This window comes from Thermophilibacter sp. ZX-H3 (assembly GCF_052599055.1).
This window is the reverse complement of record NZ_JBQXES010000010.1, coordinates 72,082-94,499: the sequence shown is the minus strand read 5'-3', so window position 1 is coordinate 94,499 and position 22,418 is coordinate 72,082. Positions and strand designations below refer to the sequence as shown.

General features: G+C 67.1%; 22 protein-coding genes and 1 pseudogene. 9 read left to right on the top strand and 14 right to left on the bottom strand.

Translation table 11 applies throughout. The features are described 5' to 3' along the window. Positions 1–109: 109 nt before the first annotated feature. Both ACULPM_RS05880 and ACULPM_RS05875 read right to left on the bottom strand, forming a co-directional pair. Entirely contained in the window at positions 110–2,620 is a 2,511-nt protein-coding gene (locus ACULPM_RS05880) for an excinuclease ABC subunit UvrA (protein ID WP_445331479.1), read from the bottom strand. A 1-nt stretch (position 2,621) separates the two neighbouring features. Further along, positions 2,622–3,041, bottom strand: coding sequence for a peptide deformylase (locus ACULPM_RS05875; RefSeq protein WP_167930062.1), 420 nt, complete (start codon positions 3,039–3,041; stop codon positions 2,622–2,624). 407 nt (positions 3,042–3,448) lie between these two features. On the opposite strand from ACULPM_RS05875, the gene ACULPM_RS05870 reads away from it, so the two are divergent. Continuing rightward, the gene (locus ACULPM_RS05870; protein ID WP_167930063.1) at positions 3,449–4,033 is read left to right on the top strand and encodes a tRNA (cytidine(34)-2'-O)-methyltransferase; all 585 of its coding nucleotides are present in this window, start codon (positions 3,449–3,451) and stop codon (positions 4,031–4,033) included. 159 nt (positions 4,034–4,192) lie between these two features. On the opposite strand, the gene ACULPM_RS05865 is transcribed toward ACULPM_RS05870, so the two are convergent. Together ACULPM_RS05865 and ACULPM_RS05860 are read right to left on the bottom strand one after the other, a co-directional pair. Continuing rightward, the gene (locus ACULPM_RS05865) at positions 4,193–4,951 is read right to left on the bottom strand and encodes a MerR family transcriptional regulator (RefSeq protein ID WP_445331480.1); all 759 of its coding nucleotides are present in this window, start codon (positions 4,949–4,951) and stop codon (positions 4,193–4,195) included. A 104-nt stretch (positions 4,952–5,055) separates the two neighbouring features. Beyond that, complete coding sequence (locus tag ACULPM_RS05860; protein ID WP_445331481.1) at positions 5,056–7,131, bottom strand: SpaA isopeptide-forming pilin-related protein; 2,076 nt, start codon at positions 7,129–7,131, stop codon at positions 5,056–5,058. A gap of 198 nt (positions 7,132–7,329) precedes the next feature. On the opposite strand from ACULPM_RS05860, the gene ACULPM_RS05855 reads away from it, so the two are divergent. From ACULPM_RS05855 to rhuM, 4 genes are all read left to right on the top strand, one after another. Continuing rightward, positions 7,330–7,701, top strand: coding sequence for a VOC family protein (locus ACULPM_RS05855; RefSeq protein WP_445331482.1), 372 nt, complete (start codon positions 7,330–7,332; stop codon positions 7,699–7,701). Positions 7,702–7,773: 72 nt separating this feature from the next. After that, positions 7,774–8,031, top strand: coding sequence for a hypothetical protein (locus ACULPM_RS05850; protein WP_167930067.1), 258 nt, complete (start codon positions 7,774–7,776; stop codon positions 8,029–8,031). Positions 8,032–8,170: 139 nt separating this feature from the next. Next, on the top strand, positions 8,171–8,623 hold the full coding sequence (locus ACULPM_RS05845) for a GNAT family N-acetyltransferase (protein WP_445331483.1): 453 nt from the start codon (positions 8,171–8,173) through the stop codon (positions 8,621–8,623). Positions 8,624–8,725: 102 nt separating this feature from the next. Then, positions 8,726–9,670, top strand: coding sequence for a RhuM family protein (rhuM, locus tag ACULPM_RS05840; protein WP_445331484.1), 945 nt, complete (start codon positions 8,726–8,728; stop codon positions 9,668–9,670). Here rhuM and ACULPM_RS05835 read toward each other — a convergent pair. From ACULPM_RS05835 to ACULPM_RS05825, 3 genes and pseudogenes are all read right to left on the bottom strand, one after another. Further along, complete coding sequence (locus tag ACULPM_RS05835) at positions 9,614–10,330, bottom strand: alpha/beta hydrolase (RefSeq protein ID WP_445331485.1); 717 nt, start codon at positions 10,328–10,330, stop codon at positions 9,614–9,616. The two genes, rhuM and ACULPM_RS05835, sit on opposite strands and share 57 nt — an antisense overlap. A 12-nt stretch (positions 10,331–10,342) precedes the next feature. After that, positions 10,343–10,591 carry a hypothetical protein gene (locus tag ACULPM_RS05830; RefSeq protein ID WP_445331486.1) on the bottom strand — a complete coding sequence of 83 codons (249 nt, stop codon included), beginning with the start codon at positions 10,589–10,591 and terminating at the stop codon, positions 10,343–10,345. 3 nt (positions 10,592–10,594) lie between these two features. Beyond that, positions 10,595–10,675: pseudogene (locus ACULPM_RS05825) on the bottom strand (hypothetical protein); the annotation flags it as partial. 439 nt (positions 10,676–11,114) lie between these two features. Between ACULPM_RS05825 and ACULPM_RS05820 the strand changes: the two are divergent. Further along, positions 11,115–11,579: a flavodoxin gene (locus tag ACULPM_RS05820; RefSeq protein ID WP_445331487.1), complete on the top strand. Its 465-nt coding sequence runs from the start codon at positions 11,115–11,117 to the stop codon at positions 11,577–11,579. A 103-nt stretch (positions 11,580–11,682) separates the two neighbouring features. On the opposite strand, the gene ACULPM_RS05815 is transcribed toward ACULPM_RS05820, so the two are convergent. Then, positions 11,683–12,717, bottom strand: coding sequence for a YeiH family protein (locus tag ACULPM_RS05815; protein ID WP_445331488.1), 1,035 nt, complete (start codon positions 12,715–12,717; stop codon positions 11,683–11,685). 123 nt (positions 12,718–12,840) lie between these two features. Between ACULPM_RS05815 and ACULPM_RS05810 the strand changes: the two genes are divergently transcribed. Together ACULPM_RS05810 and ACULPM_RS05805 are read left to right on the top strand one after the other, a co-directional pair. Further along, entirely contained in the window at positions 12,841–13,722 is an 882-nt protein-coding gene (locus tag ACULPM_RS05810; protein ID WP_445331489.1) for a LysR family transcriptional regulator, read from the top strand. A 64-nt stretch (positions 13,723–13,786) separates the two neighbouring features. Then, positions 13,787–14,626: a YitT family protein gene (locus ACULPM_RS05805; RefSeq protein WP_445331490.1), complete on the top strand. Its 840-nt coding sequence runs from the start codon at positions 13,787–13,789 to the stop codon at positions 14,624–14,626. Between the two features lie 84 nt (positions 14,627–14,710). On the opposite strand, the gene ACULPM_RS05800 is transcribed toward ACULPM_RS05805, so the two are convergent. Further along, positions 14,711–16,306, bottom strand: coding sequence for a helicase HerA-like domain-containing protein (locus ACULPM_RS05800; protein ID WP_445331491.1), 1,596 nt, complete (start codon positions 16,304–16,306; stop codon positions 14,711–14,713). A 298-nt stretch (positions 16,307–16,604) separates the two neighbouring features. Here ACULPM_RS05800 and ACULPM_RS05795 point away from each other — a divergent pair, with 298 nt between their 5' ends. Further along, the gene (locus ACULPM_RS05795; RefSeq protein WP_445331492.1) at positions 16,605–17,369 is read left to right on the top strand and encodes a pirin family protein; all 765 of its coding nucleotides are present in this window, start codon (positions 16,605–16,607) and stop codon (positions 17,367–17,369) included. A gap of 159 nt (positions 17,370–17,528) precedes the next feature. Here the strand turns inward: ACULPM_RS05795 and ACULPM_RS05790 are convergent, their stop codons facing one another. The 5 genes from ACULPM_RS05790 to ACULPM_RS05770 form a co-directional block, all read right to left on the bottom strand. Beyond that, positions 17,529–19,088, bottom strand: a complete 1,560-nt coding sequence (locus ACULPM_RS05790) for an alpha-amylase family glycosyl hydrolase (protein WP_445331493.1) — start codon at positions 19,086–19,088, stop codon at positions 17,529–17,531. A 123-nt stretch (positions 19,089–19,211) separates the two neighbouring features. Continuing rightward, positions 19,212–19,799, bottom strand: coding sequence for a class I SAM-dependent methyltransferase (locus tag ACULPM_RS05785; protein WP_167930082.1), 588 nt, complete (start codon positions 19,797–19,799; stop codon positions 19,212–19,214). Continuing rightward, complete coding sequence (locus tag ACULPM_RS05780) at positions 19,792–20,418, bottom strand: sugar O-acetyltransferase (RefSeq protein ID WP_445331494.1); 627 nt, start codon at positions 20,416–20,418, stop codon at positions 19,792–19,794. Before ACULPM_RS05780 ends, ACULPM_RS05785 begins: the two co-directional genes overlap by 8 nt. 82 nt (positions 20,419–20,500) lie before the next feature. After that, on the bottom strand, positions 20,501–21,487 hold the full coding sequence (gene guaA, locus ACULPM_RS05775; protein ID WP_445331495.1) for a glutamine-hydrolyzing GMP synthase: 987 nt from the start codon (positions 21,485–21,487) through the stop codon (positions 20,501–20,503). A 233-nt stretch (positions 21,488–21,720) separates the two neighbouring features. Further along, positions 21,721–22,410: a class I SAM-dependent methyltransferase gene (locus ACULPM_RS05770; protein ID WP_445331496.1), complete on the bottom strand. Its 690-nt coding sequence runs from the start codon at positions 22,408–22,410 to the stop codon at positions 21,721–21,723. Between the last annotated feature and the right edge of the window lie 8 nt (positions 22,411–22,418).

The window sequence follows — 22,418 nt, the reverse complement described above, 5'->3', positions numbered from 1 at the left end:
CGTTTTGGCACTTTGGAGCCTTCCAAGGGGGCCAAAAGTGCCAAAACGCCGCGGAGAGATTTGATGTCCGCAGATCGAGGGCGATCCGCAACCGGGGGCTGCCCGCAATTTACAGATAGCGGCCGGTGACGCTGTCGGGGCAGGCGGCAACCTCCTCGGGCGTGCCGACGCAGACGATGCGACCGCCCTCCTCGCCGCCGCCGGGGCCCATGTCGATCACGTAGTCCGCGTTGCGGATGACGTCGAGGTCGTGCTCGATCACGATGACGGTGGCTCCCGCCTCCACGAGCCGCTGGAACACCGCAAGCAGCGTCTGCACGTCGAGCGGGTGGAGACCGATCGTGGGCTCGTCAAAGACGAAGACGGCGTCGTCCTGCGCGCGGCCCATCTCACTCGCGAGCTTGAGGCGCTGCGCCTCGCCGCCGGAGAGCGCCGGCGTGGCCTCGCCAAGCGTGAGGTACCCCAGCCCCAGATCGTGCAGCACCTGCAGCCGCGTGGCAACGCGCCGCAGGTCGGAGCAGGCATCGAGCGCCTCGTCCACGGAGAGCGCCATCAGCTGCGGCAGCGTGAGCCCCGTGCCCGCCGGCTCGCCCTTGCGCGGACGGTGAACGGCGTCCGCCGCCACGGCATAGCGCGTCCCGCGGCAGTCCGGGCAGGGAATGTCCACGTCCGGCAGGAACTGCACGTCGAGCGAGACCTCGCCCGTGCCGTCGCAGGTGGGGCAGCGCAGGCGCCCGGTGTTGTACGAGAAGTCCCCCGCCTTGTAGCCGGCGGCGCGCGCCTCGTCGGTACGGGCGTAGGCGCGCCGCAGCTCGTCGTGGACGCCCGCATAGGTGGCCACGGTGGATCGCACGTTGATGCCGATCGGCGTGGCGTCGATGAGGTTCGCGCGCCGCACGCCCTCGGCGTCCACCCAGCGCACGTGCGCGGGCGGCCGCTCCCCCGCCGCCGCGGCGGAAAGCGCGGGCACCAGCGTCTCCAGCACGAGCGTCGTCTTGCCCGAGCCCGAGACTCCCGTCACCACCACGAGCCGCCCGCGCGGCACCTCCACGTAGAGCGGGCGCACGGTGTGCAGCGCCGACGTCTCCATCGAGATGGTGCCGAGGTCGAACATCTCCCCCGCGTCCGCGCGCGGCCGCGAGAGCACGTCCTTCTCGCCCGTGAGGGAGCCGCCGACGCGCGAGGCCGGGTCCGCCGCCACCTCGGCCACGGTCCCCTGGCAGATCACGCGCCCGCCGTCCGCGCCCGCGCCGGGGCCCAGCTCGATGAGGTGATCCGCCTCGGCGAGGATGCGCGCGTCGTGGTCGACCATCACGACGGAGTTGCCGTCCGCCAGAAGGTCGCGCATGACGCCGAGAAGCCCGTCCACGTTGGCGGGGTGCAGTCCGATGGACGGCTCGTCGAGCACGTAGAGCACGCCCGTCGTGCGGTTGCGCACGGCACGGGCCAGCTGCACGCGCTGGCGCTCGCCCGTTGAGAGCGTTGCCGCCGCGCGGTCGAGCGAGAGGTAGCCGAGCCCCAGGTCCAGCAGGCGCCGCGCCGTGTGCCGGAAGGACTCGCAGATGCTCTCCGCCATGGGCCGCACGTCGTCCGGCAGACCGGCGGGCACCGCGGCGACCCAGGTCATCAGCTCGCCGAGCGTCATGGCCGTGGCGTCGGCGAGGCTGATCCCCGCCACGCGCGGGGCGCGCGCCGCCTCCGAGAGGCGCGTGCCGCCGCAGTCGGGACAGGGCCCCTCCGTGAGAAAGCGGCTCACGCGCTTGAGGCCCTTCTCGTCCTTGACCTTGGCGAGCGCGTTCTCAACGGTGTAGACCGCGTTGAAGTAGGTGAAGTCCAGCTCGGCGAAGTCGTCGCCCTTCTTGGGGTGATACAGGATGTGCTTCTTGACGGCGGGGCCGTGGAAGACGATGTCTCGCTCCTCGGGCGTGAGCTCGCAAAACGGCACGTTGGTGCGTACGCCCATGGCTCCGCAGACCTGCTTCATGAGGTCCCACATGAGGCTGCCCCACGGCAGAACCGCGCCGTCGTCGATGGAGATGGACTCGTCCGGCACGAGCGAGGCCTCGTTCACCGTGCGCACGATGCCCGTGCCGCCGCAGGCGGGGCATGCGCCGGTGCTGTTGAAGGCCAGGTCCTCGGCTCCGGGGCCGAAGAACTTCTCGCCACAGGCGGGGCAGGCGATGGGCTGGTCCGTCGCCACCGCCGTCGAGGGCGGGGCGTAGGAGCCGCAGTGCGGGCAGCGATGGTTCGCCACGCGCGAGAAGAGCAGGCGCAGGCTGTTGAGCAGCTCGGACATGGTGCCAAAGGTGCTGCGCACGCCCGGCACCGCCGGGCGCTGGTGGAGCGCCAGCGCCGCCGGCACGTACCGGACGTCGTCGACGGCGGCGTGGCCCGCCTGCGTCATGCGACGGCGCGTGTACGTGGAGAGCGACTCCAGGTAGCGTCGGCTGCCCTCGGCGTAGAGCACGCCCAACGCGAGCGAGCTCTTGCCGGAGCCGGAGACCCCGGCCACGCCAACGAGCTCGTTCAGCGGGATGTCAACGTCCACGCCCTTGAGGTTGTGCACGCGGGCGCCGCGAACCTCGATGTGGTCGGGCGCCGCGCCGCCGCGGGCGGGCATGCTAGACCAGCTTGCCCTTGCAGTGGTCGACCATGTGCTGGATCATCTGCGCGGTCCAGCCCATGTAGTCGCGACGACGGGGCTTGAGCTGGCCGTCCACGAGCTCGTCGAAGGACACCTTGATCTTGGCGAAGCGCGTCACGCGCACGGGCTCCTCGTGGGAGAGGCAGGCCTCCTCGACCTTGGCGCCGCCGAGGCCCATGAGGACCCTGGGGTTGTACATGACGTGGGCGTTGCCGTCGTCGTCCTGGTAGGCGATGACGGCCTTGGTCACGCCGATCTGGTTGGCGGCGAGGCAGACGGCGTCATCGATGGACGCGAGGGTGTCAACGAGGTCCTGCGCCACGACGGCATCCTCGGCGGTGGCGGGCTCGCACGGCACGGAGAGGACGGCCTCGTCCTTCACCAGCTCCTTGATCATGGGAATCCCTTTCGATTGGGGTATGCTGCACTGGCAATTATAGCGACCGCACAGCACGACTCCGGACTGAGCCCTTGGGCGCAGACTCATCCACCTTCTGACGCATGCGTTTCCACGGAAGCCGGCGGCAAGGTGCGCAGTCACCGGGATAGTGCGAAGCTCGGGGGCGTGTGCTGTGCAGTCACCGGGATAGTGCGAAGCGTTTTTGGGCCCACCTCAAGTACCCCCTCAACAAAAGCTCAGTTGAATGTATCTAGTATTTAATTACAATGAGCGAATCTGAGGAAATTGCTTCACACTATCCCGATGACTGCATTACGCACGCCCCCGAGCTTCGCACTATCCCGGTGATTGCACACCGATTTCAGGGACGGCGGACGCCCCGACCAACCGAGAGGGAGACAGGCTTGTTCAACGTCGTGCTCGTAGCTCCGGAGATCCCGGCGAACACCGGAAACATCGGCCGCACCTGCGTGGTCACGGGCTCGCGGCTGCACCTCGTGGGCCCGCTCGGCTTCTCGCTGGACGAGCGCGCGCTGCATCGCGCGGGCCTCGGCTACTGGGAGAGCCTCAATGTCACGGTGTATGCAAGCTGGGATGAGTTTGTCGAGAGGAACGGGCTCTCCGCAGACGACTCGCGCCTGCACCTCCTCACCAAGAAGGCGCGCCGCACCTATGCCGAGGCGCGCTACGCCGACGGGGACTTCCTCGTCTTTGGCTGCGAGAGCGTGGGGCTGCCCGAGGCCCTTCTCGCGGCGCACGCGAGTCGCTGCGAGCGCATCCCGATGCTGCCGGACGCCGCATCGCTCGACAACGCGGAGAGCTGGCACGCGCCGGGCGAGAAGGACGGGCACCCTGCGCTGCTCGCCCGGGACGTCTGCGGCAACTTCGTGAACCCCGAGGACTACCGCATCAGCGCGCTCAACCTCTCGAACGCCGCGGCGATCGTGCTCTACGAGGCGCTGCGCCAGACGGGCTTCCCGGGGATGTAGCCGGCCGCACGCCCGCCGACGCCCCCACCGCCCCTCGTGCCGACCGCGGACGTTGGGCGAGAAGAACGGGCCGCCTGGAGCGACACGCAAGGCGTCGCGGCCAGGCGGCCCGCTGGCTTCTGGGGGTCGCCGCGTTCCCGCCGAGCGCGGCCGCAAGCGTCAGGCGATCAGCTCGTCCTGCTCGGCCGCGCGGTCCTCCGGAAGGGAGAGGGCCTCGGCCCCCGCAGAGGCGAGATACTCGTCGACGGAGCGGCGCAGCTCGTCGAGCGACTCGCGGTCGGGGACCGTCGTCGAGTCGTCAAGCGGGATGAACTCGCTCGGGCGATGCTGTCCCAACCGGTCGCAGAGGCGCACGTAGCGAAGGGCGATCTCATGCGCCCACGGGTCGTCCGGCGAGACGCCCGCCGCCATGAGCCCGAGCGCCGTCACGATGACGTCCTGCCACTGCGCGAGCTCGTCCCGGGCATCGGAGGGCTGGCGGGAGTCCTGCTCGTGCATCGAGTGCCTGAGCGTGGACGGGTTGGACCCAGCCTCGTCGATGAGCCCGGCGATGCCCGCCCAGTCGGGGCTCTCGCCGTCGCTGACCTGCGCCCTGAGGGCGCGGAGGGCGGACATGCGGTGCATGAGCCGCACGAGGTCGCGCCCGAGCAGCTCGACCTGCCGGTCGATGAGCTCCGAGAGCTCGACGCCGTCGAGCTTGTGCGCGAGCACCTTCCTGATGTCGGAGAGCGAGTTTCCCAGGAACTTGAGGACGAGGATCCTCTGCAGCTCGCGCTCGTCCTCCTCCGAGTAGAGGCGACGGTTCTGCGGCCCCTTGGCGGAAGGGGCGAGCAGCTTCTGCTGATCATAGAACTGCACGGTGCGCACCGTCACCCCGGCGCGCCGCGCGAACTCTCCAACGGTCCAATACTCTGACATCTCTGCCCCCTCGCGTGGTTCGTGACTATACGTAACGGTTACCCAGTCTGTTATCACTCAGACCACACTTTTCCAAAAATGATGTTTTTGCCACAAACCTAGTCTCAATTTTTCTTCGAGCTTGTATGCCACATCAGCCATGACCCGCAAACAGCAGCGGCACCCACAAAAAGCGCGAGAGGCGCGAGATGGGCCGCGGTCGAGGCGTCGCCCGTATCCGGGACGGCAGGCCGCGCGAGGCGCCCGGCGGCCTCCTTCGTCCCCGGGGTCGTCGTCTTGCCGCCCCCGCCCGCGGGCGGCTCCGGGGGAACGACGTCCTTCTCGCGCGTGAGGTAGACGTAGTAGTGCGTCACGTCAGGGGCATCCGGCGGGAGCGTGTCCCCGTCGGCGCCATCGTCCTTCTCGACAAGCCGGTACCCGGCAGAGGCGTAGTCCCAGAGCTCGTTATCGAACGACCCCCCGGGGACCGCGTCGTGGTTCTGGACGTGCTCGGTCAGCTCCGTGCCGTCCGTGGGGACGTGCCCGGACCCCTTGCCCGACCCGGTGACGTCGATGTAGTGGATGACCACCCGCACCGCGCGCGAGCGCTGCTCGGAGACCGTGTAGCTGGGAAGCTCCCCGAGCTCGTGGGTCACGGCCTCGCCCTCCCCGGAGGTCGTGAACGGAAGCGGCTGGACCGTGAAGGCGAGGTCGTCGGCGCGGTCGTACCCACGCGGGGCGATGTCCTCGCGCAGAACGTAGTCTCCCGGCGTGAGGTAGAGCGACTCACCGACGGCGTATGCGCCCGTCGCGGGGTCGTAGGCGTCTCCCTTGGCGATGGCGACGAGGTCGTCATACGTCTTGCCATCCGCCCCCACAAGGCCGGACACGCGGCCCTCGCCGTCGCTCATGAGGCCGGAGCGGACGAGCACCTCCTTGCCGTCGCGGACGGCATACAGGCTGAACGACGCCCCGCCGACGCCCGACCCGCTCTCCGCGTCGACCTTGCGCACCGTGACGGGCACGGGAAGCGGGCGATAGAGCAGGTAGTAGTCCTTGTCGTACTTCCAGTTGCCGTCGACGATGGCGGGGTCGAGGGTCGCGTTGTCGAGGTCGCCCGCGCCGGTCGGCTGGTCGATGTCATCGTCCACGTAGACGTATCCGGGGATCTCGGTGGCAGTGAGCAGCGCGTAGGTGGGCTTGACGTCGCCCTTGGGAACGGCGCCCTTGGGGTCCCAGTATCGCGAGCGGGCGGTGCCGCCCTCGGGGTTGAGCATGGGCTCGGTGTCGATGGCGCCGCTGTCGTCATAGAAGTCGCTCGTGGTGAGCGTGGGCGCGAGGTCGGTCAGGTCCAGGCGCGTGAAGGGGCCGACCGAGAAGACCGGCTCGCCGTCGCTGCGCTTGGCGACGGCGCCCGACGGCTGGCCCGTCAGGCCGCGATAGGCCGCCTCGTCCACGAAGTGGAACGTCGCCGTGGGGAAGAGGTACGTGCGGTGCATGTAGATCCTCACGCCGACCCGCCCGTACCCGTACTTGAAGGAGCGGCGCACGCCGTGGAGGTCAAGGGTGTAGATGTTCGAGATCTTGGCGTCCTCCGGGAACTCCGTCGTCGTCTCGAAGTACTGGGTGGTGGGAATCGTCTTGAAGGAGAAGTAGTTGAGCTTGGGGTCCATCTCCTGGCCGTTGTGCAGGACCCGCGTGCGCGGGGCCGCCCGCACCACGTGGTTGTCCGGGTCGCCGGACACCCTCCCCTGGAGATAGGCCGAGTACGCCCAGGTGCCCAGGCACACGGTGCTCTCGTGGTCCTCCGAGGCGGGGAAGACGTAGTAGGTGGTGATGCTGCGGATGCGCCCCTCGTGCTCCTGGACGAAGTCGTGGGGAATCACGCTGCCGGGCGTGGTCACGGTGCCGCCCTCGAAGTTGGTCGGCAGGAGGATCCGCTCGCCGTCGGTGAGCTCGACCTCGAGCTTGCGGATGACCCTATCGGAGAGCAGGGGCCCCTGCTTGCTCATCGTGGCGATGTCCTCGTCGGAGATCTTGTCCGGGAAGGGGTTCTCTACCGTCTGGCTCGCGTCGAGAAGATAGGGGTTGTCCAGCGAGTCCCCGGGATAGGACTCCGCCCGGGCCACGCCCGCGGGGAGCGCGACGCCGATGACGAGGGCGAGAAGTACTGTCAGCAACAGCGGTTTGGCATGTCTCATGTTCGGTCTCGTTTCTCGTGTCTGCCGATTGACGCGTTATGGCTGTACTCGGCCAACGCTACGAAACGACGCAAGGTAGTTGTCAACGGGAATTCCCACCCCCGGCCTCGGAAATCTCGCTCGCCGACGGCACGCGGCGCCGAGCGGCCCGTCCCGGCACAATGGGGTCACGACGAGTCCGCGAGAAGGGATCCCCCGATGCTCGACCACCTGATCATCCGCGTGTCCGACCCCGAGGTCATGGTCCCCTACTACGAGCGCGTCATGGCGACGCTCGGCTACCGCAAGGGCGTCGAGTACCCCGGCGGCACGCAGTTCGTGAACGACGAGGACGGCGACTCCGTCTGGATCTCCCCCGCCAAGGAGGGCGTGACGCCCGCGCCGGGCCACTACGCCTGGCTCGCCAGGACCACGGACGACGTGCGGGCCTTCTACGAGGCCGCGCTCCAGGGCGGCACGGACAACGGCGCGCCCGGCCCGCGCGACTACGAGCCCGGCTACTACGCCTGCTTCGTGCTGGACCCCGAGGGCAACAACATCGAGGCCGTGCTCCACGACTACGAAGGGTAGTACCGCGCAGACACGCCAGGCCGCCGTGGCGTATGATGTATGGAATCGTTCACGCTTCTTTCGGGAGGTCCCATGGACATCGCGTCCATCGTGCTCGGCGCGCTCTCGCTCGCGACGGCATTCACCCCGTTCATCTGGCTGCAGGTCATCGGCGGCTTCGTCGGCGTCGCCGGCATCGTGCTCGCGCGGCGCGCGAAGAAGGCCGACTACCGCAAGAGCCTCACCACGGCCATCGGCATGCTCTGCTCGATCACGGGAGCGCTCCTGTGCTTCCTCGCCCCGGTGCTCTCGCTTCTGAGCAACATCGCCCTCCACTTCATGACGAGCTAGCGGGGAGGGGGACGGGTTATTTCTCTCAGAGATTCTGGGACAGGCCGCTAGCCTGTCCCAGAATCTCTGAGAGAAATAACCCGTCCCCCTTTCCCTGTCGGTTATCATCTGCCCTGTCAGCCAAGGAGAGAGGACCCGCATGGACGCCAGCAACGTGGAGATCTGTCCCGTCACCGAGCGCACGCCGAAGCTCGTTGAGCAGCTCGTCGCCGTATGGGAGCGCTCCGTGCGCGCCACGCACGCGTTTCTCTCCGAGGAGGAGGTCGCGACGATCAGGCCGTTCGTCCCGCAGGCGCTCATGGGGGTGGAGACGCTCGTCGTTGCCGAGAAGGACGGCGCGCCCGTAGGCTTCATGGGCGTGCAGGACGGTCGTCTCGAGATGCTCTTCCTCGACCCCAGCGCCCGCGGCCAGGGGCTCGGTCGCACGCTTCTCACTTACGGCATCGAGAGCCTCGGCGTCAGCGAGCTCACCGTCAACGAGCAGAACCCGCAGGCCGTTGGCTTCTACGAGCACATGGGCTTCTCGACATACCAGCGCACGGAGACGGACGAGGAGGGCCGCCCCTACCCGCTGCTCTACATGCGTCTGTAGATTGGGGGCTGCCCCCAGCCTACAGACCGGACGAGACCTCATTATTGTCCGGCCTATGGCGTACGTTTGTTCTATCGAAGGAGCGGTAGAACGGAGGCACGCATGGGCACGGAGAAGAGCATCGTACTGTTTGAGTCCGCGGACGGGTCGGTCGAGCTGCCGGCAATGCTTGACCCGGAACGTGAGGACGTATGGCTAAGCCGCGCGCAGCTCGCGACCCTCTTTGGGCGCGACGTCAAGACCATCGGCAAGCACGTCGCCAACGCGTTGCGGGAGGAGCTTGCCGGGTCCGAGAGTCGAGTTGTCGCAAAATTTGCGACAACTGCCCGCGACGGCAAAACGTACCAGACGGAGCACTACAACCTCGACATGGTTCTCTCCATCGGCTACCGCGTGAAGTCCGCGCGCGGCGTCGAGTTTCGCCGCTGGGCCACGGACGTGCTGCGTCGCTACATCGTAGCCGGCCACGCGGAGAACGAGCGACGGCTCGAACAGTTGGGTCAGGTCGCCAGGATCATGGCGCGGGTCCCCGAGAGCCTGGAGTCCCGCCAGATCCTCGACATCGTCCAGAGCTACACCGGGGCGCTCGACCTGCTGGACGACTACGACCACCTCAGTGTGACGGCGCCCGAGGGCACGCCCTCTACACGAGAGATCACCTACGAGGAGTGCCGCGAGGTAATCGACTCCCTGCGCTTCGGCGGAGATAGCACGCTCTTTGGCGTGGAGAAGGACGCGTCGTTCAGGGGCGCCATCGGAAACGTCTTCCAGAGCTTCGACGGCCATGACCTCTACCCCACCCTTGAGGAGAAGGCCGCGCATCTGCTCTACTTCGTCGTGAAGGACCACAGCTTCCTCGACGGCAACAAGCGCATCGCGGCCGCGGTATTCCTGTACTTCCTCGACCGCAATGACGCGCTGTTCACGTCGACGGGCGAGAAAGCCATCGACGACAGCGCACTCGTGGCCATGACCATCCTCATCGCCGAGTCAAAACCGGAGGAGAAGGACGTGATGGTGGCACTCGTGATGCACTTCATAACGTAAAAGGGGACGGGTTATTTCTCTCAGGGGAAACGGGACAGGCCTACGCCGAGGCCTGTCCCGTTTCCCCTGAGAGAAATAACCCGTCCCCTTTTTGGCGTCGAGCGCGGCGAGGCCCGCGGCGAGACGCTCGGTCACGTACTGCATGTGGCTGCCGGAACCAAGCGCCACATCCACCTCGCAGCCACAGCCGCGCAGGATGTCCGCACAGGCGGCAAGGTCCTCCTCCACGTGGCGAAACGGCAGGCCCGCGCGCTTCTCCTTCTTCCCCACCGAGAGGTACGCGTAGCGCCCGGTACAGTCCGGCGCGTTCGCACGCAGCCATTCGACCCAGCCCTCGTACCAGACCGAACCCGAGAGGCACGCGCACGCCGCAAGGCGCGGCTCCCGCACGAACGCGTAGAGTGCGAAGAGCCCGCCGAGCGAGTAGCCGCACATGGCGTGAGGGCCGGGCGCCGCGTCAAGCGCATCGGCGAGCGAGGCGAGCGTCTCGTCCGCGCGCCCGCCAAAGTCCTTCTCGCCCGGGCGCAGCGCCGGAGCGGGCCACGGCGTGAGCGCATCGCCCCAGTCGGCCACCGGCACGCTCACCACGCGTGAGCGCAGCCGTTCCGCAGCCGCCGCCACGTCAAGCGGATGCTCCGGCGAGTCGATGACGTAGATCAAGCAACCTCCCCGTCAGCCCACCGCCGCCTCGTCAAGCGCGCGGTACTCAGCGCTCAGCTCGAGCGCCAGCTCCTCCCTGGAGGGCGGGCGCGAGAGATACTCGGCGGCGAATAACTGCGCGTTGCCCTCAGGGAGAGTGTACTCGACGAGCGAGTCGCCCTTGTCGGCGCAGGGCACGATGCCCACGGGCGGGTTGCCCCCCTCGTTCATGAGCTCGCGCGCGCTCAAGTTGCTCTCGGCGCACTCGTTCGTGCACCACATGCGCACCTCGGGGTCCGCGACGCGCATAAGCCGACGATGGTGGGTCCAGCTCAATTCGGTACGCAGCGCGTTCCGAATCGGGAACGCGAGATAGAACCGACGCGTGAAGCGGAAATTGCGCTCGTCAAACCCCTTCCCAAAGTCCCCCCAAGCCGTCGGGAGGGCTCCTTGACCGGCGCCTCACCGTGCTCCGCGCGCTCGGCCCCGCCCCGCTGCTCCACGATGCCGCAGCCAATCTCCCAGCGCGCCTCTGCCATCGCAAGGACGACAGCCGCATACGCTCGCCGCTACGCGGCGTCCAGCACGCCGGAGACGTGCTCGTAGAATCCCCGCCCGGTACGACCGGACAACAACGCAAATGTCTGTCTTCCCAAGGAGCGCGGGGAGTCGGCCGGCTACCTTGATATCACGAGAAGCGTCCCGCAGCCGCTAAGACAGACGGAGTCTTCGCAAAGTGGTTAGCCTGAACATCGGTGGGGTATCATATAAGCGACGCAGTGTTTCTTATATGATTGGAGCTGTCATGAGAACCCTCGTTGCGTACTTCTCGGCCACCGGCACGACGGCGCGCGTCGCTCGCAGGCTGGCGGAGGCCGTCGGCGCTGACCTCTTTGAGATCGTGCCCGAGCAGCCCTACACCGCCGCCGACCTCGACTGGCGCGAGAAGAACAGCCGCAGCTCACATGAGATGGCCGACGAGAAGTGCCGCCCGGCCATTGCGGGCGACGCTCTCGATGTGAGCGGTTACGACACCGTATTCGTGGGCTTCCCCATCTGGTGGTACGTTGAGCCGCGCATCATCGACACCTTCCTCGAGGCGCACGACCTCTCCGGCAAGAAGGTCATCCCGTTTGCCACGAGCGGCAGCAGCGGGTTGGGCAAGGCGCCGCAGCGCATGGCGTCGCTCGCGCCGGGCGCCACGGTCCTCGGGGGCAGGATGCTAAACGGAAATCCCAGCGCAGACGAGCTCCGCGCCTGGGCGCGGTAATCGGGGACGGGTTTCTCTCCCGTGCCGCTGGCGTCAGGCTTATTTGGCACGCGGTCCGCGCGTGCCAAATAAGCCTGACGCCAGCGGCACGGCCCGCACCCGACTACCAGATGCCGAGGAGATGCTGCATGCCCAGGCTCACGCACGCGATGGCAACCCAGCAGCAGAGACCCATGAGGATCGGCTTGCCGCCCGTGCGCACGAGCTTGACGATGTTGGTGTTGAAGCCGATCGCCGCCATCGCCATGACGATGAGGAACTTGGAGAGCTCCTTGATGGGGGCGGTCACGGCCGCCGGCAGCGCAAAGACCGTGGTCACCACGCTCGCCAGCACGAAGAACACGATGAACGTCGGGAACGCCCGGCGCAGGCTGAAGGTGTTTCTCGCCTCGCCGCCTTCGCGGCGGACCTGACGGAGCTGCCAGAACGCGAGCGCCAGCGTGATGGGGATGATGGCCAGCGTGCGCGTGAGCTTCACGATAGTGGCGGCATCGAGCGTGTTGGCGCCAGGGTGCATGCCGTCCCACGCGGCCGCGGCCGCGGTGACGGAGGAGGTGTCGTTCACCGCCGTGCCCGCGAAAAGCCCGAAGCCCTCGTTGGTGAGACCGAGCATCCCGCCGAGCGTGGGGAACACGAGCGCGGCGATCACATTGAAGAGAAAGATCACGCTGATGGCCTGGGCAATCTCCTCGTCGTCCGCCTCGATCACGGGAGCGGTGGCCGCGATGGCCGAGCCGCCGCAGATGGAAGATCCCACGCCGATGAGCGTGGAGATCTTGCTCGGGATGTTGAGCGTGCGGCAGAGCGCGTACGAGACGATGAGCGAGGTGGCAATGGTCGAGAGGATGATGGGAAGCGACGTCAGGCCCACCCGCGCGATCTGGGCGAGGTTGAGGCCGAAGCCCAGCAGGATGACCGCCCACTGAAGCACCTTCTTGGACGTGAACTTGACGCCGGCGGCAAGCGGGTCGCCCTTCTCGGCCGGCACCAGCAGGGCGAGCACCATGCCGATGAGGATGGCGAAGACCGGGCCCCCAATGACCTCGAACCGCTTGCCCAGAAGCCATGCCGGCACGGCGATGGCCAGCGCAAACAGCACGCCTCTCCACATCTTTCCAAAGTCCTTGATGAGTTCCATATGCGGATGTCCCTCCGTCGGCCTAGCTGTCTGACGCAAGCCTACTCCCTGTATATATAATTCTTTCTGTCGTATTGCTTATGAACCCATAAGCGTTTCTATCGATATCCGGAGGACGGGGACATGCTCGACTACCGCACGCACACGTTCCTCGCCGTGTATCGCTCCGGCAGCTTCACGCGCGCCGCGGAGCAGCTGCACGTCACCCAGCCGGCGGTTTCGCAACACATTCGACAGATCGAGGCACACTACGGCTGCGCCCTCTTCTCGAAGGCCGGCCGCGGCGTGGAGCCAACGCCGGCGGGGCATCTGCTCTACCGCGCGCTTGACGTAGCGGAGAACGACGAGATGCGACTACGCGCAGAGCTTGGGTCCCTGCGGGACGAGAAGGACGGACGCCCGCCGCTACGCCTCGGCTGCACCCGCACGATTGCGGACTACGTGGCGCCGCGCCTGCTGGCAGAGCACCTGGGACGTCACCCGGACGAGCACATCTACCTGCGCACGGGCAACACGGCCGAGCTCGTGGAGCTCATCGAGGCCGGAGAGATCGACTTCGCGCTGGTTGAGGGCTCGTTCGACGGGGAGCTCTTCGAGGGCGAGGTCCTCTCGCGCGAGCCGTACCTGGCAGTGGCGGCCTCCGGGAGGCGCCCCGCAAGCGTCACCGAACTTCTCGCCCGGCGGCTCGTGCTGCGCGAGCCGGGTTCGGGCACCCGAGAGATCCTCGAGCGCCACCTCGCGGCGCGAGACCTCTCCGTGGATGACTTCGCCGGCGTCATCGAGCTCGCGAGCATCCCCGCGATCAAGGCCTGCGTGGCCGCCGGGGCGGGCGTGAGCTTTCTCTACCGCGTGGCCGTTGAGCGAGAGCTCGCGGCCGGGACGCTTGTGGACGTGACGCCGAGGGACCTTCCCATCGAGCATGACTTCTCGCTCATCTGGCAGCGCGGGAGCCGCTATGCCGGACGCTACCGCGCGCTTCTCCGCGAATGGGCCGCGCAGGCCTGATGACATGACAAAGGGGCTGCCCATCGGTACATTGGGAATTGCCCCAACGCACAGATGGAGAACCATGTCGCACAGGCTGATCAAGTTACTCTCTATTGCGCTCGGCAACGTGCTCGTGGCCGTTGCCGTCACCTTCTTCATCGTCCCGCACGGCCTCGTGCTCGGCGGGTCGACCGGCATCTCGCTCGTGATCACCCATCTGGCGCCCCTGCCGCTCTCACTCGTGGTGCTGGCCGTCAACGGGGTGCTCTTCCTGCTGGGCGCGCTCATCCTCGGGCGGCGCTTCGCCGCGTCGACCATCTTCAGCACCATCGCCTACCCGCTTGCCATGTCCGCCCTTGAGACGCTGCCGTTTGGTCACCTCACCGAGGAGCCCATGCTCGCGGCGGTCTGCGCCGGGACGCTCATGGGAGCTGGAACGGGGCTCATCCTGCGCGCCGGCGGCTCGTCGGGCGGCAGCGACATCATCGCCCTCATCGCGCACAAGTACCTGCACGCCAGCGTCTCGGCCCTGCTCTGGGCGATCGACGCCTGCGTCATCGCCTGCCAGCTCCCCTTCTCCAACTTCGAGCAGGTGCTGCTGGGCGTGCTCGCCCTGACGCTGCTCACCATCGTGATGAACCGGGTCATGGTCATGGGCCGCTCGCAGGTCCAGCTTCTCATCTTCTCGACCGAGCATGAGGCGATTCGCGAGAACATCCTGCGGGAGCAGGACGCGGGCGTCACCGTGATCCCCATCGAGCAGGGCTACACGCGTCAGGAGGGCAGGGCGCTGCTCAGCGTCATCCCCCGGCGCAAGCTCTGGGCCATCCGCGAGATGATAACGTCCGTCGACCCCACGGCCTTCTGGGTGATCTCCGAGGTGAGCGAGATGCGCGAGCGTCAGCTCAGACGCCGCGCGTAAAAGGGGACGGGCGTGCCACTGGCGTCAGGTTTATTTGGCACGCGGCCTACGCGTGCCAAATAAACCTGACGCCAGTGGCACGCCCTAACGGCGGCGACCGCCAAAGAGATTGCGGGTGATCTGGCGCGTGGCCTCGCGGCCGAAGGTGCCGAAGATCTGGCTGGCAATCTTGCCGATGCCCTTCATCATCTGCTCCTGCTGCTTCTCGCGGGCGCGGGCCTCGCGCTCCGCGGCCTTCTCGGCCTCTCTCTCGGCCCTGGCGGCGGCGCGCTCGGCCTCACGCTCAGCCTTGGCTGCCTCCTTGGCCTTCAGCTTCTCGAGCTCGGCCTTCTCCTTCTCAAGGGCCGCGCGCTCCTCAGCGAGGCGCTCGGCCTCCTCGTCCTTCTCGGCCTCCTCGCTCAGCTGCTCGAAGGCGCTCTCGCGGTCCACGGCCTCGCCGTACTTCTCCATGAGGTCGGACTGGGCGTCGAGCGCGGCGTTGAGGTCGGTCTCGGGCGCGGCGGCCATGAGGCACTGCGGCGGCAGGATCTTGGCGCGCTCCACGACCTCGGGCTGGCCGTCCTTGTTCAGGAACGAGACAAGCGCCTCGCCGGTGCCCAGCTCCAGAATGACGTCCTCGCTCTTGAACGCCGGGTTCTCGCGGAACGACTGCGCGGCGGCGCGCACCGCCTTCTGCTCGGCCGGCGTGTAGGCGCGCAGGCCGTGCTGCACGCGGTTGGAGAGCTGGGCGAGCACCTCGTCGGGGATGTCGCTCGGGCTCTGCGTGATGAAGTAGACGCCCACGCCCTTGGAGCGGATGAGCTTGACCACCTGGACGATCTTATCCAGAAGCTCGCCCGGCATGTCGTTGAAGAGCAGGTGCGCCTCGTCGAAGAAGAAGACAAACTTGGGCTTCTCGAGATCGCCCTCCTCCGGCAGCGTGTCAAAGAGCTCCGAGAGCATCCACAGCAGGAACATCGCGTAGATCTGCGGGCTCTGGATGAGCTTGGCGGCATTGAGGACGTTCACGTAGCCCTGCCCGTTCGGAGCGCACGCGAACCAGTCGGCGAGGTCGAGGTCCGGCTCGCCGAAGAAGACGTCACCGCCCTCGTCCTCGATCGAGATGAGCTTGCGCAGAATGGCTCCCACGGACTGGCTTGAGACCTTGCCATAGGTGGTCTCGTACTCCTTGGCGTTCTCGGCCACGTAGTTGAGCATCGACCGCAGGTCCTTGAGATCGATCAGCAGGAGGTTCTTGTCGTCAGCGATGCGGAAGACGATGTCGAGCACGCCCTCCTGGACCTCGGTGAGCTCGAGCAGGCGCGAGAGGAGCGAGGGACCCATGTCGGAGACGGTGATGCGCACCGGAATCCCCTGTCCGCCGAGCATGTCCCACAGGCGCACGGGGCAGCCCTCGTAGGCAAAGCCCTCAAGGCCGAACTTATTGATGCGCTTCTGCATGTCCTCGGTGTCCTCGCCGGCCGAGCACATGCCGGTGATGTCGCCCTTGACGTCGGCCATGAAGACGGGGACGCCCGCCTTGGAGAAGCCCTCGGCCATGAGCTTGAGCGTCACGGTCTTGCCCGTGCCGGACGCGCCGGCGATGAGGCCGTGGCGGTTGGCCTGGTCGAGCAGCAGGCTGACGGGCTTGTTGTCGGGCTCGGCGCCCACGCCCATCCAGATGGCGTTGTCCTTGAGCATTGGTCCCCCTTGCGTGGCGTTGACAGGGCTGGATATCCGCAGCTAAGCATAGCAGCCGAGAAGGACGAGCGCCCCTCAACGCCAATTTGACACGCGGGTCGGGACGGAGGTCCCGCCGCCCCGCCCTCTCGCCACGCCCCGCCCGCAGCCGATGCACAAAATGTGAGCATCTCAATAGCATATGAATTATCCGGGGAACGTCGGGTATAGGCCCGTCAGGACACGAATGGGAGGTACCCGATGGAACGCACCGTTGCTGAGCGCGTGAGGGGGTTTTCGCACTGAGGACGGGGGCGGCGTGAGCCTCGTGCGCGTACTCGGACCGCAGACAACCGAGCGCTTTGACCCCATCCTCATGCTCGACTCATTTGACAGCACCGACCCCGCGGACTGGGAGGCCGGCTTCCCACTGCATCCGCACCGCGGCATCGAGACGATCAGCTTCATCGCGCGTGGGGCCATGCGGCATCGCGACAGCCTCGGACACGAGGACACCGTGCGCGACGGCGAGGTCCAGTGGATGACGGCGGGCTCCGGCATCCTGCACGAGGAGATGATGCCGGGCGTCACGCGCCTGCTCGGGGTCCAGCTCTGGCTCAACCTCCCCGCACGGGACAAGATGGTTCCCCCGAGCTATCACGCCATCCGTCGCGAGAGCATCCCCGAGGTTACGCTTGCGGGCGGCCGCCTGCGCGTCCTCGCGGGAACATATGGGGACGTCCATGGCTTTGAGGGGTCCTACCTGCCTCTCGATTACTATGACATCCATCTTGAGCCGGAATCTGAGACCTCGCTCGTGCTCGACCCCGAGCGCACCGCCTTCGTCTTCACGCTGACGGGCAGCGTGCGCGTTGCGGGCGAGCCCGTCTCGGAAAAGACGGCGGCACGCCTCACGAGGGGCGACCGGCTGACCATCGCCGCGGGCGACGGCGGAGCGGAGGTTCTCTACGTCGCAAGCCAGCCGCTCCGGGAGCCAATCGCCTGGGGCGGCCCCATCGTCATGAACACCAACGAGGAGCTCGATCGGGCGTACCGGGAGCTGCGCGAGGGGACCTTTGCGTGACGAACCGTGACGAACGGCCCACGACCGAGCGTCGAGACAGAGGATTCGGACAGAACTGACGCTCCAAGGGGTCGATTCCGTCCGGATGCTCTGTCTCGGCGATTCTAGGGCGTGACGCGGGGACGGGGCGAGCCAGCCCGGCCCCGCGTCACGCACTCCCTAGAGCTCGAAGAACGTGGCGGAGGCGGCGGGAACATGCAGCACGCCACCGGCAAGATAGGCCTCGTCACCCAGCGCGTAGAGCACGCGCGCAGCCTCGAAGTCGCACGGAACCTCGACCTCGCGCGCGGCGGGGTTGAGCGCCACCAGCACGCGCTGGCCGCCCTCCTCGCGAACGGATCGCAGGTAGACGAGCGGATACGCGTCCTTCTCGCAGTAGACGAAGTCCACAGACGCGTTCACGCCGAGCGCCGGCGTGGAGCGGCGCAGCGCGACGAGCCGCTGGACCTCGCGCCAGAGCGAGGATTCGTCAGCCATCTGGGCCGCCACCGTGGGCGCGTCGTCGCCCGCGTCCTGCGGGATGTAGAGCGCGTCGGCGGGCGCGCCGGAGAAGCCGTAGTTGGGCTCGGCCGCGTCCCACTGGATCGGCGAACGCGCACCCGTGCGCTGGTAGCCGCCCTCGACCGAGATCACGTCCAGATGGCGCATGCCAATCTCGTCTCCGGCGTAGACAAAGGGGCATCCCGGCATGGACAGGATGAAGGCAAAGGCCAGCTTCATCTCCTCCGGGTCAAGGAACTTGCGCATGCGGTCCATGTCGTGGTTGCCAGACGGGATGCACATGAGGCCCTTGCCGTCCGTGAGCTCCATGTTGCGGCGGTACGTGGCCACAAACTCACTCGCGTCGCCCGCGCCCTCTCGCGCGAACCACGGGTGCTCGCAGCGGAAGAGGTCCATGTAGTGCGACGTGCCAAACTGCAGCAGGAAGTCCATGTGGAAGCCCGCGCGGATGGTCTTGTCGGGCTCGCCCCACTCGGAGATGAGCACGGCGTTGGGGTAGCGCTCGTCCAGGAACGCGCGCATGTCCTGCCAGAGGGCGATCGTGCCCTCCTGCTCGGGATCGTCCTTCACGAGCGAGCCCGCCATATCCACACGGAAGCCATCGCAGCCGCGGTCCAGCCAGAACGCCATGACGTCCTTCATGGCCTGGCGCGTGGCAAGAGCCTCCGGCGAGTCCATCGCGCTCTGCCAGGGCTCGGTCACGCGATAGAAGCCGTAGTTGAGAGCAGGCTGGAAAGCAAAGAAGTTCACGGCCACGGCACCGTTGCGCTCTGCGATGCCGCGCAGCACGCCGTTCACACCCGGGACGTCGCCCACCGGGGTCCATACGTCATCGGTCCAGACGTAGCGGCCCGAGAACTCGTTGGGCTCGGCCCGGCAGGACTCCTTGAACCAGGGATGCTCGATGGAGGTGTGCCCGGGCACAAGGTCGAGAAGAACATGCATGTCACGGGCATGCGCCTCAGCAAAGAGCCGCTCGAGGTCCTTGTTGGAGCCGTAGCGCGGGGCCACCTGGCAGTAGTCTGCCACGTCGTAGCCCGCATCGCCGAAGGGGGACGCGAAGCACGGGTTGAGCCAGAGAGCGTTAGCACCCAGCTCGCGCACGTAGTCGAGCTTCTCGATGATGCCCTGAAGGTCACCGATGCCGTCGTCGTTGGTGTCGTTGAAGCTCTGCGGGTAGATCTCGTAGAAGACCGCGTCGTCGAGCCACGTGCTCATGGGCGTTCCTTTCTCGCTCCTCGTTTCCCTCTTCGGATTGGAAACGTTTCCAGTTGGGAGGATTGTATAGCACCTTCAACGTAGCGCAAGCGAAAAAACGGCAACTGATGTGAAATCGGTCCCCTACGTGAAATCGAGTTGTCTTACCGTGAAGTGCTGCGGGCAGTCGCCCTCCTCGCCCGGCAGCTCGAAGGTGCCCTCGCGCAGCACGGTCCAGCGCGCTCGGCCGACATAGGCCGGCCACTCGCCGTTGTCCGACATGTGCACGAGCGTCACGGGGCCCACGGCCTCGCACTCCAGTTTGTCGAGAAACGCCGCGAGCACCGGCGTGTCAAACGGATTGAACAGATAGACATGCGTATAGTCGGCGAGCGGGAGGTCGAGCGCGCTGCCCGCGACCACGCTCACGTTGGGATAGCGCGCGGACCACGCGGCCGCCTCCGCCGCGAGCGCCGGGTCCAGCTCAACGCCCGTCACGTGCCCGGGCAGCGCCGCACCCACAAAGTATGCGAGCACGCGGCCGGCGCCGCAGCCCACGTCGAGCAGATGAGAGTCGGCGACGAGATCCAACCCTCCGAGGAGATCCTCGAGCACGAAGTACGGCGTGGCCGTAGGGTCATGGGCTCCCTCCGCAGCATGGCGAGTCCTCTCGGCACGCTCAAGCGAGCGACCGGCAACCGCCAGGTCACGCAGCAAACCAGCGTCACGCATCGAACCAGGGCTTCTCGACCGGCCTGTTGTGGTCGTAGACGCGATCGTCCTTCTCGCAAATCTCGCGCAGCACGCGGCACGGGTTGCCCACGGCAACCACACCGGCAGGCACGTCACGCGTGACCGCGCTTCCCGCGCCGATCACCGAGCCCGCGCCCACCGTCACGCCCGGCAGCACCACGCATCCCGCACCGAGCCACGCGCCTGCGCAGATGCGGACGGGCTTGTTGTACTGCAGGCCCTTTGCGCGCAGACGCGGCGAGACGGGGTGCGACGCCGTGCAGATGGTGACGTTGGGACCGATCATGACGTCGTCCTCGATGAAGATGTCCGCATCGTCCACCAGCGTGAGGCCCATGTTGGCGTAGACGTTGTTGCCCAGGTGCAGGTTCGCGCCGCCCCAGTTGGCGTGGAACGGCGGCTCGATCATGCAGCCCTCGCCCACCTCGGCGACGAGCCTGGCGAGAAGCGCGTCGCGCTCCTCGGAGCTGCTGAACGGCAGCGCGTTGTAAGCGTCCAGCACGTCGCGCCGGCGCTCCTGCTCAGCAAAGAGCTCGGGGCTGTTGCAAGCGTAGAGCCGACCGTCGGCCATGCGCTGCCGCACTTCCGCGAGGTCCATCAAGTCTCCGTTCTTCTCGCTGGTAAAGCGGGTGCCCCGCCACTCGGAAGCGACGGGGCACCCGTTAATTTAGTTAAATTACTTATTCCCACTCGATTGTGCCGACGGGCTTGGGCGTGAGATCGTACGTCACACGGCAGATGCCCGGCACCTCGGCCAAGATGCGGTCGGTGATCTTCTTGAGCAGCGCCCAGTCGAGCTCGGGCACGGTGGCGGTCATGGCGTCGACGGTGTTGACGGCGCGGATGATGGCCGGCCAGTCGTAGGCGCGCTTGCCGTCGCGCACGCCGGTCGCGCGCATGTCGGGCACCACGACGAAGTACTGCCAGACCTTGCCGACCAGGCCCGCCTCAGCGAACTCCTCGCGCAGGATGGCGTCGGCCTCGCACAGTGCCTCCAGGCGTTCGCGGGTGATGGCGCCGAGGCAGCGCACGCCGAGGCCCGGGCCAGGGAACGGCTGGCGCTCGACCATGCCCTCGGGCAGGCCGAGCGCGCGGCCCACCACGCGGACCTCGTCCTTGAAGAGCAGGCGAACGGGCTCCACGAGCTCGAACTGCAGGTCGTCGGGCAGGCCACCCACGTTGTGGTGGGCCTTCACGCCGTCAGACTCGACGATGTCGGGGTAGATGGTGCCCTGCGCCAGGAAGTCCACGTCGTCGGCGACCTTGCGGGCCTCCTCCTCGAAGACGCGGATGAACTCGGCGCCGATGATCTTGCGCTTGCGCTCGGGCTCGGCCACACCTGCCAGCAGGTCGAGGAAGCGGTCCGTGGCGTCAACGTAGACGAGGTTGGCGTCCATCTGGTTCTTGAAGACGTCGACGACCTGCTCGGACTCGCCCTTGCGCATGAGGCCGTGGTTCACGTGCACGCAGATGAGCTGCTTGCCGATGGCCTTGATCAGCAGCGCGGCCACCACGGAGGAGTCCACGCCGCCGGAGAGGGCCAGCAGGACCTTCTTGTCGCCGACCTGCGCGCGGACGGCCTCGACCTGCTCATCGATGAAGGCCTGCGCAAGCTCGGGGGTGGTGATGCGCTCCATGTTGTCCGGGCGCTTGTTCGGGAGGTCCATGCCAGCTCCTTTGAACGGGGAATCGATGCCCCAATTCTACCGGAGACGAGGTCGGGCGGAGGCGTGGGACGCCCCTTTGACGGCGGCGCGCGGGCACGCGCTCCGATTGTCGGTGATTTTTGACGAACACGTTGAGTACAGGCTCTTGAGCCACCACGAAACCGCAGGTCAAAAAATGCTATCTGACGGGCAGTACTTAACCCCTCCCCCAGAAATCACCGACAATCGACGGATTACGCAGGATGTTCCCCGCTGTCCCGCGGCGGCACGATGACGTCATAGCGGACCGCCTTGCCCGCAACGGAATGGCTCGGCTTGGCGCCCGCGAGCCACGGCCCCTTGGGCGGCCGCTTGACGACGACCTTTCGCGGGCGCGCCGCCAGCGCAGCGTCCAGCAGCTCCCCCTCGTTGTCGCACGGCCGCTCGAGATGGTGCAGAAGCTGGAACTTCTTCTTCACCGCCGCGCTCTTGGTGCGCTCGGGAAACATCGGGTCCAGAAACACCACGTCGGGCGAGAAGCCCAGCGCACGCAGCCCAAAGACTGAATCGCCCTCCACGAGCTCCATCCGTCCCACGATACCCGAGAGCCTCGGGTCGTCAGCCGCCCGCTCGAGCGCGTCGCGCAGGAGCGCCGCGATCACCGGGTCCTGCTCGAACATCGCGACCGCAAACCCCGCCGCCGCCAGAAGCAGCGAGTCCTCCCCGAGCCCCGCCGTGGCGTCAACGGCGCGCGGATCGGGGACGCCGCGCACGCGCGCCGCGCGCACGAGCAGCTCTCGCCCCAGGCGGTCCGGGCGCAGCCGGGGCAGCAGGCGCGCGAAATCCGCGCGCAGCACCATGCCGTCGCCCACGAGCGCGAGCCCCTCGGCGTCACGCCTCAGCTCGACGTTCTTCTCGCCCGCCATGGCCGGGTCATCACCCATCGTGTTTC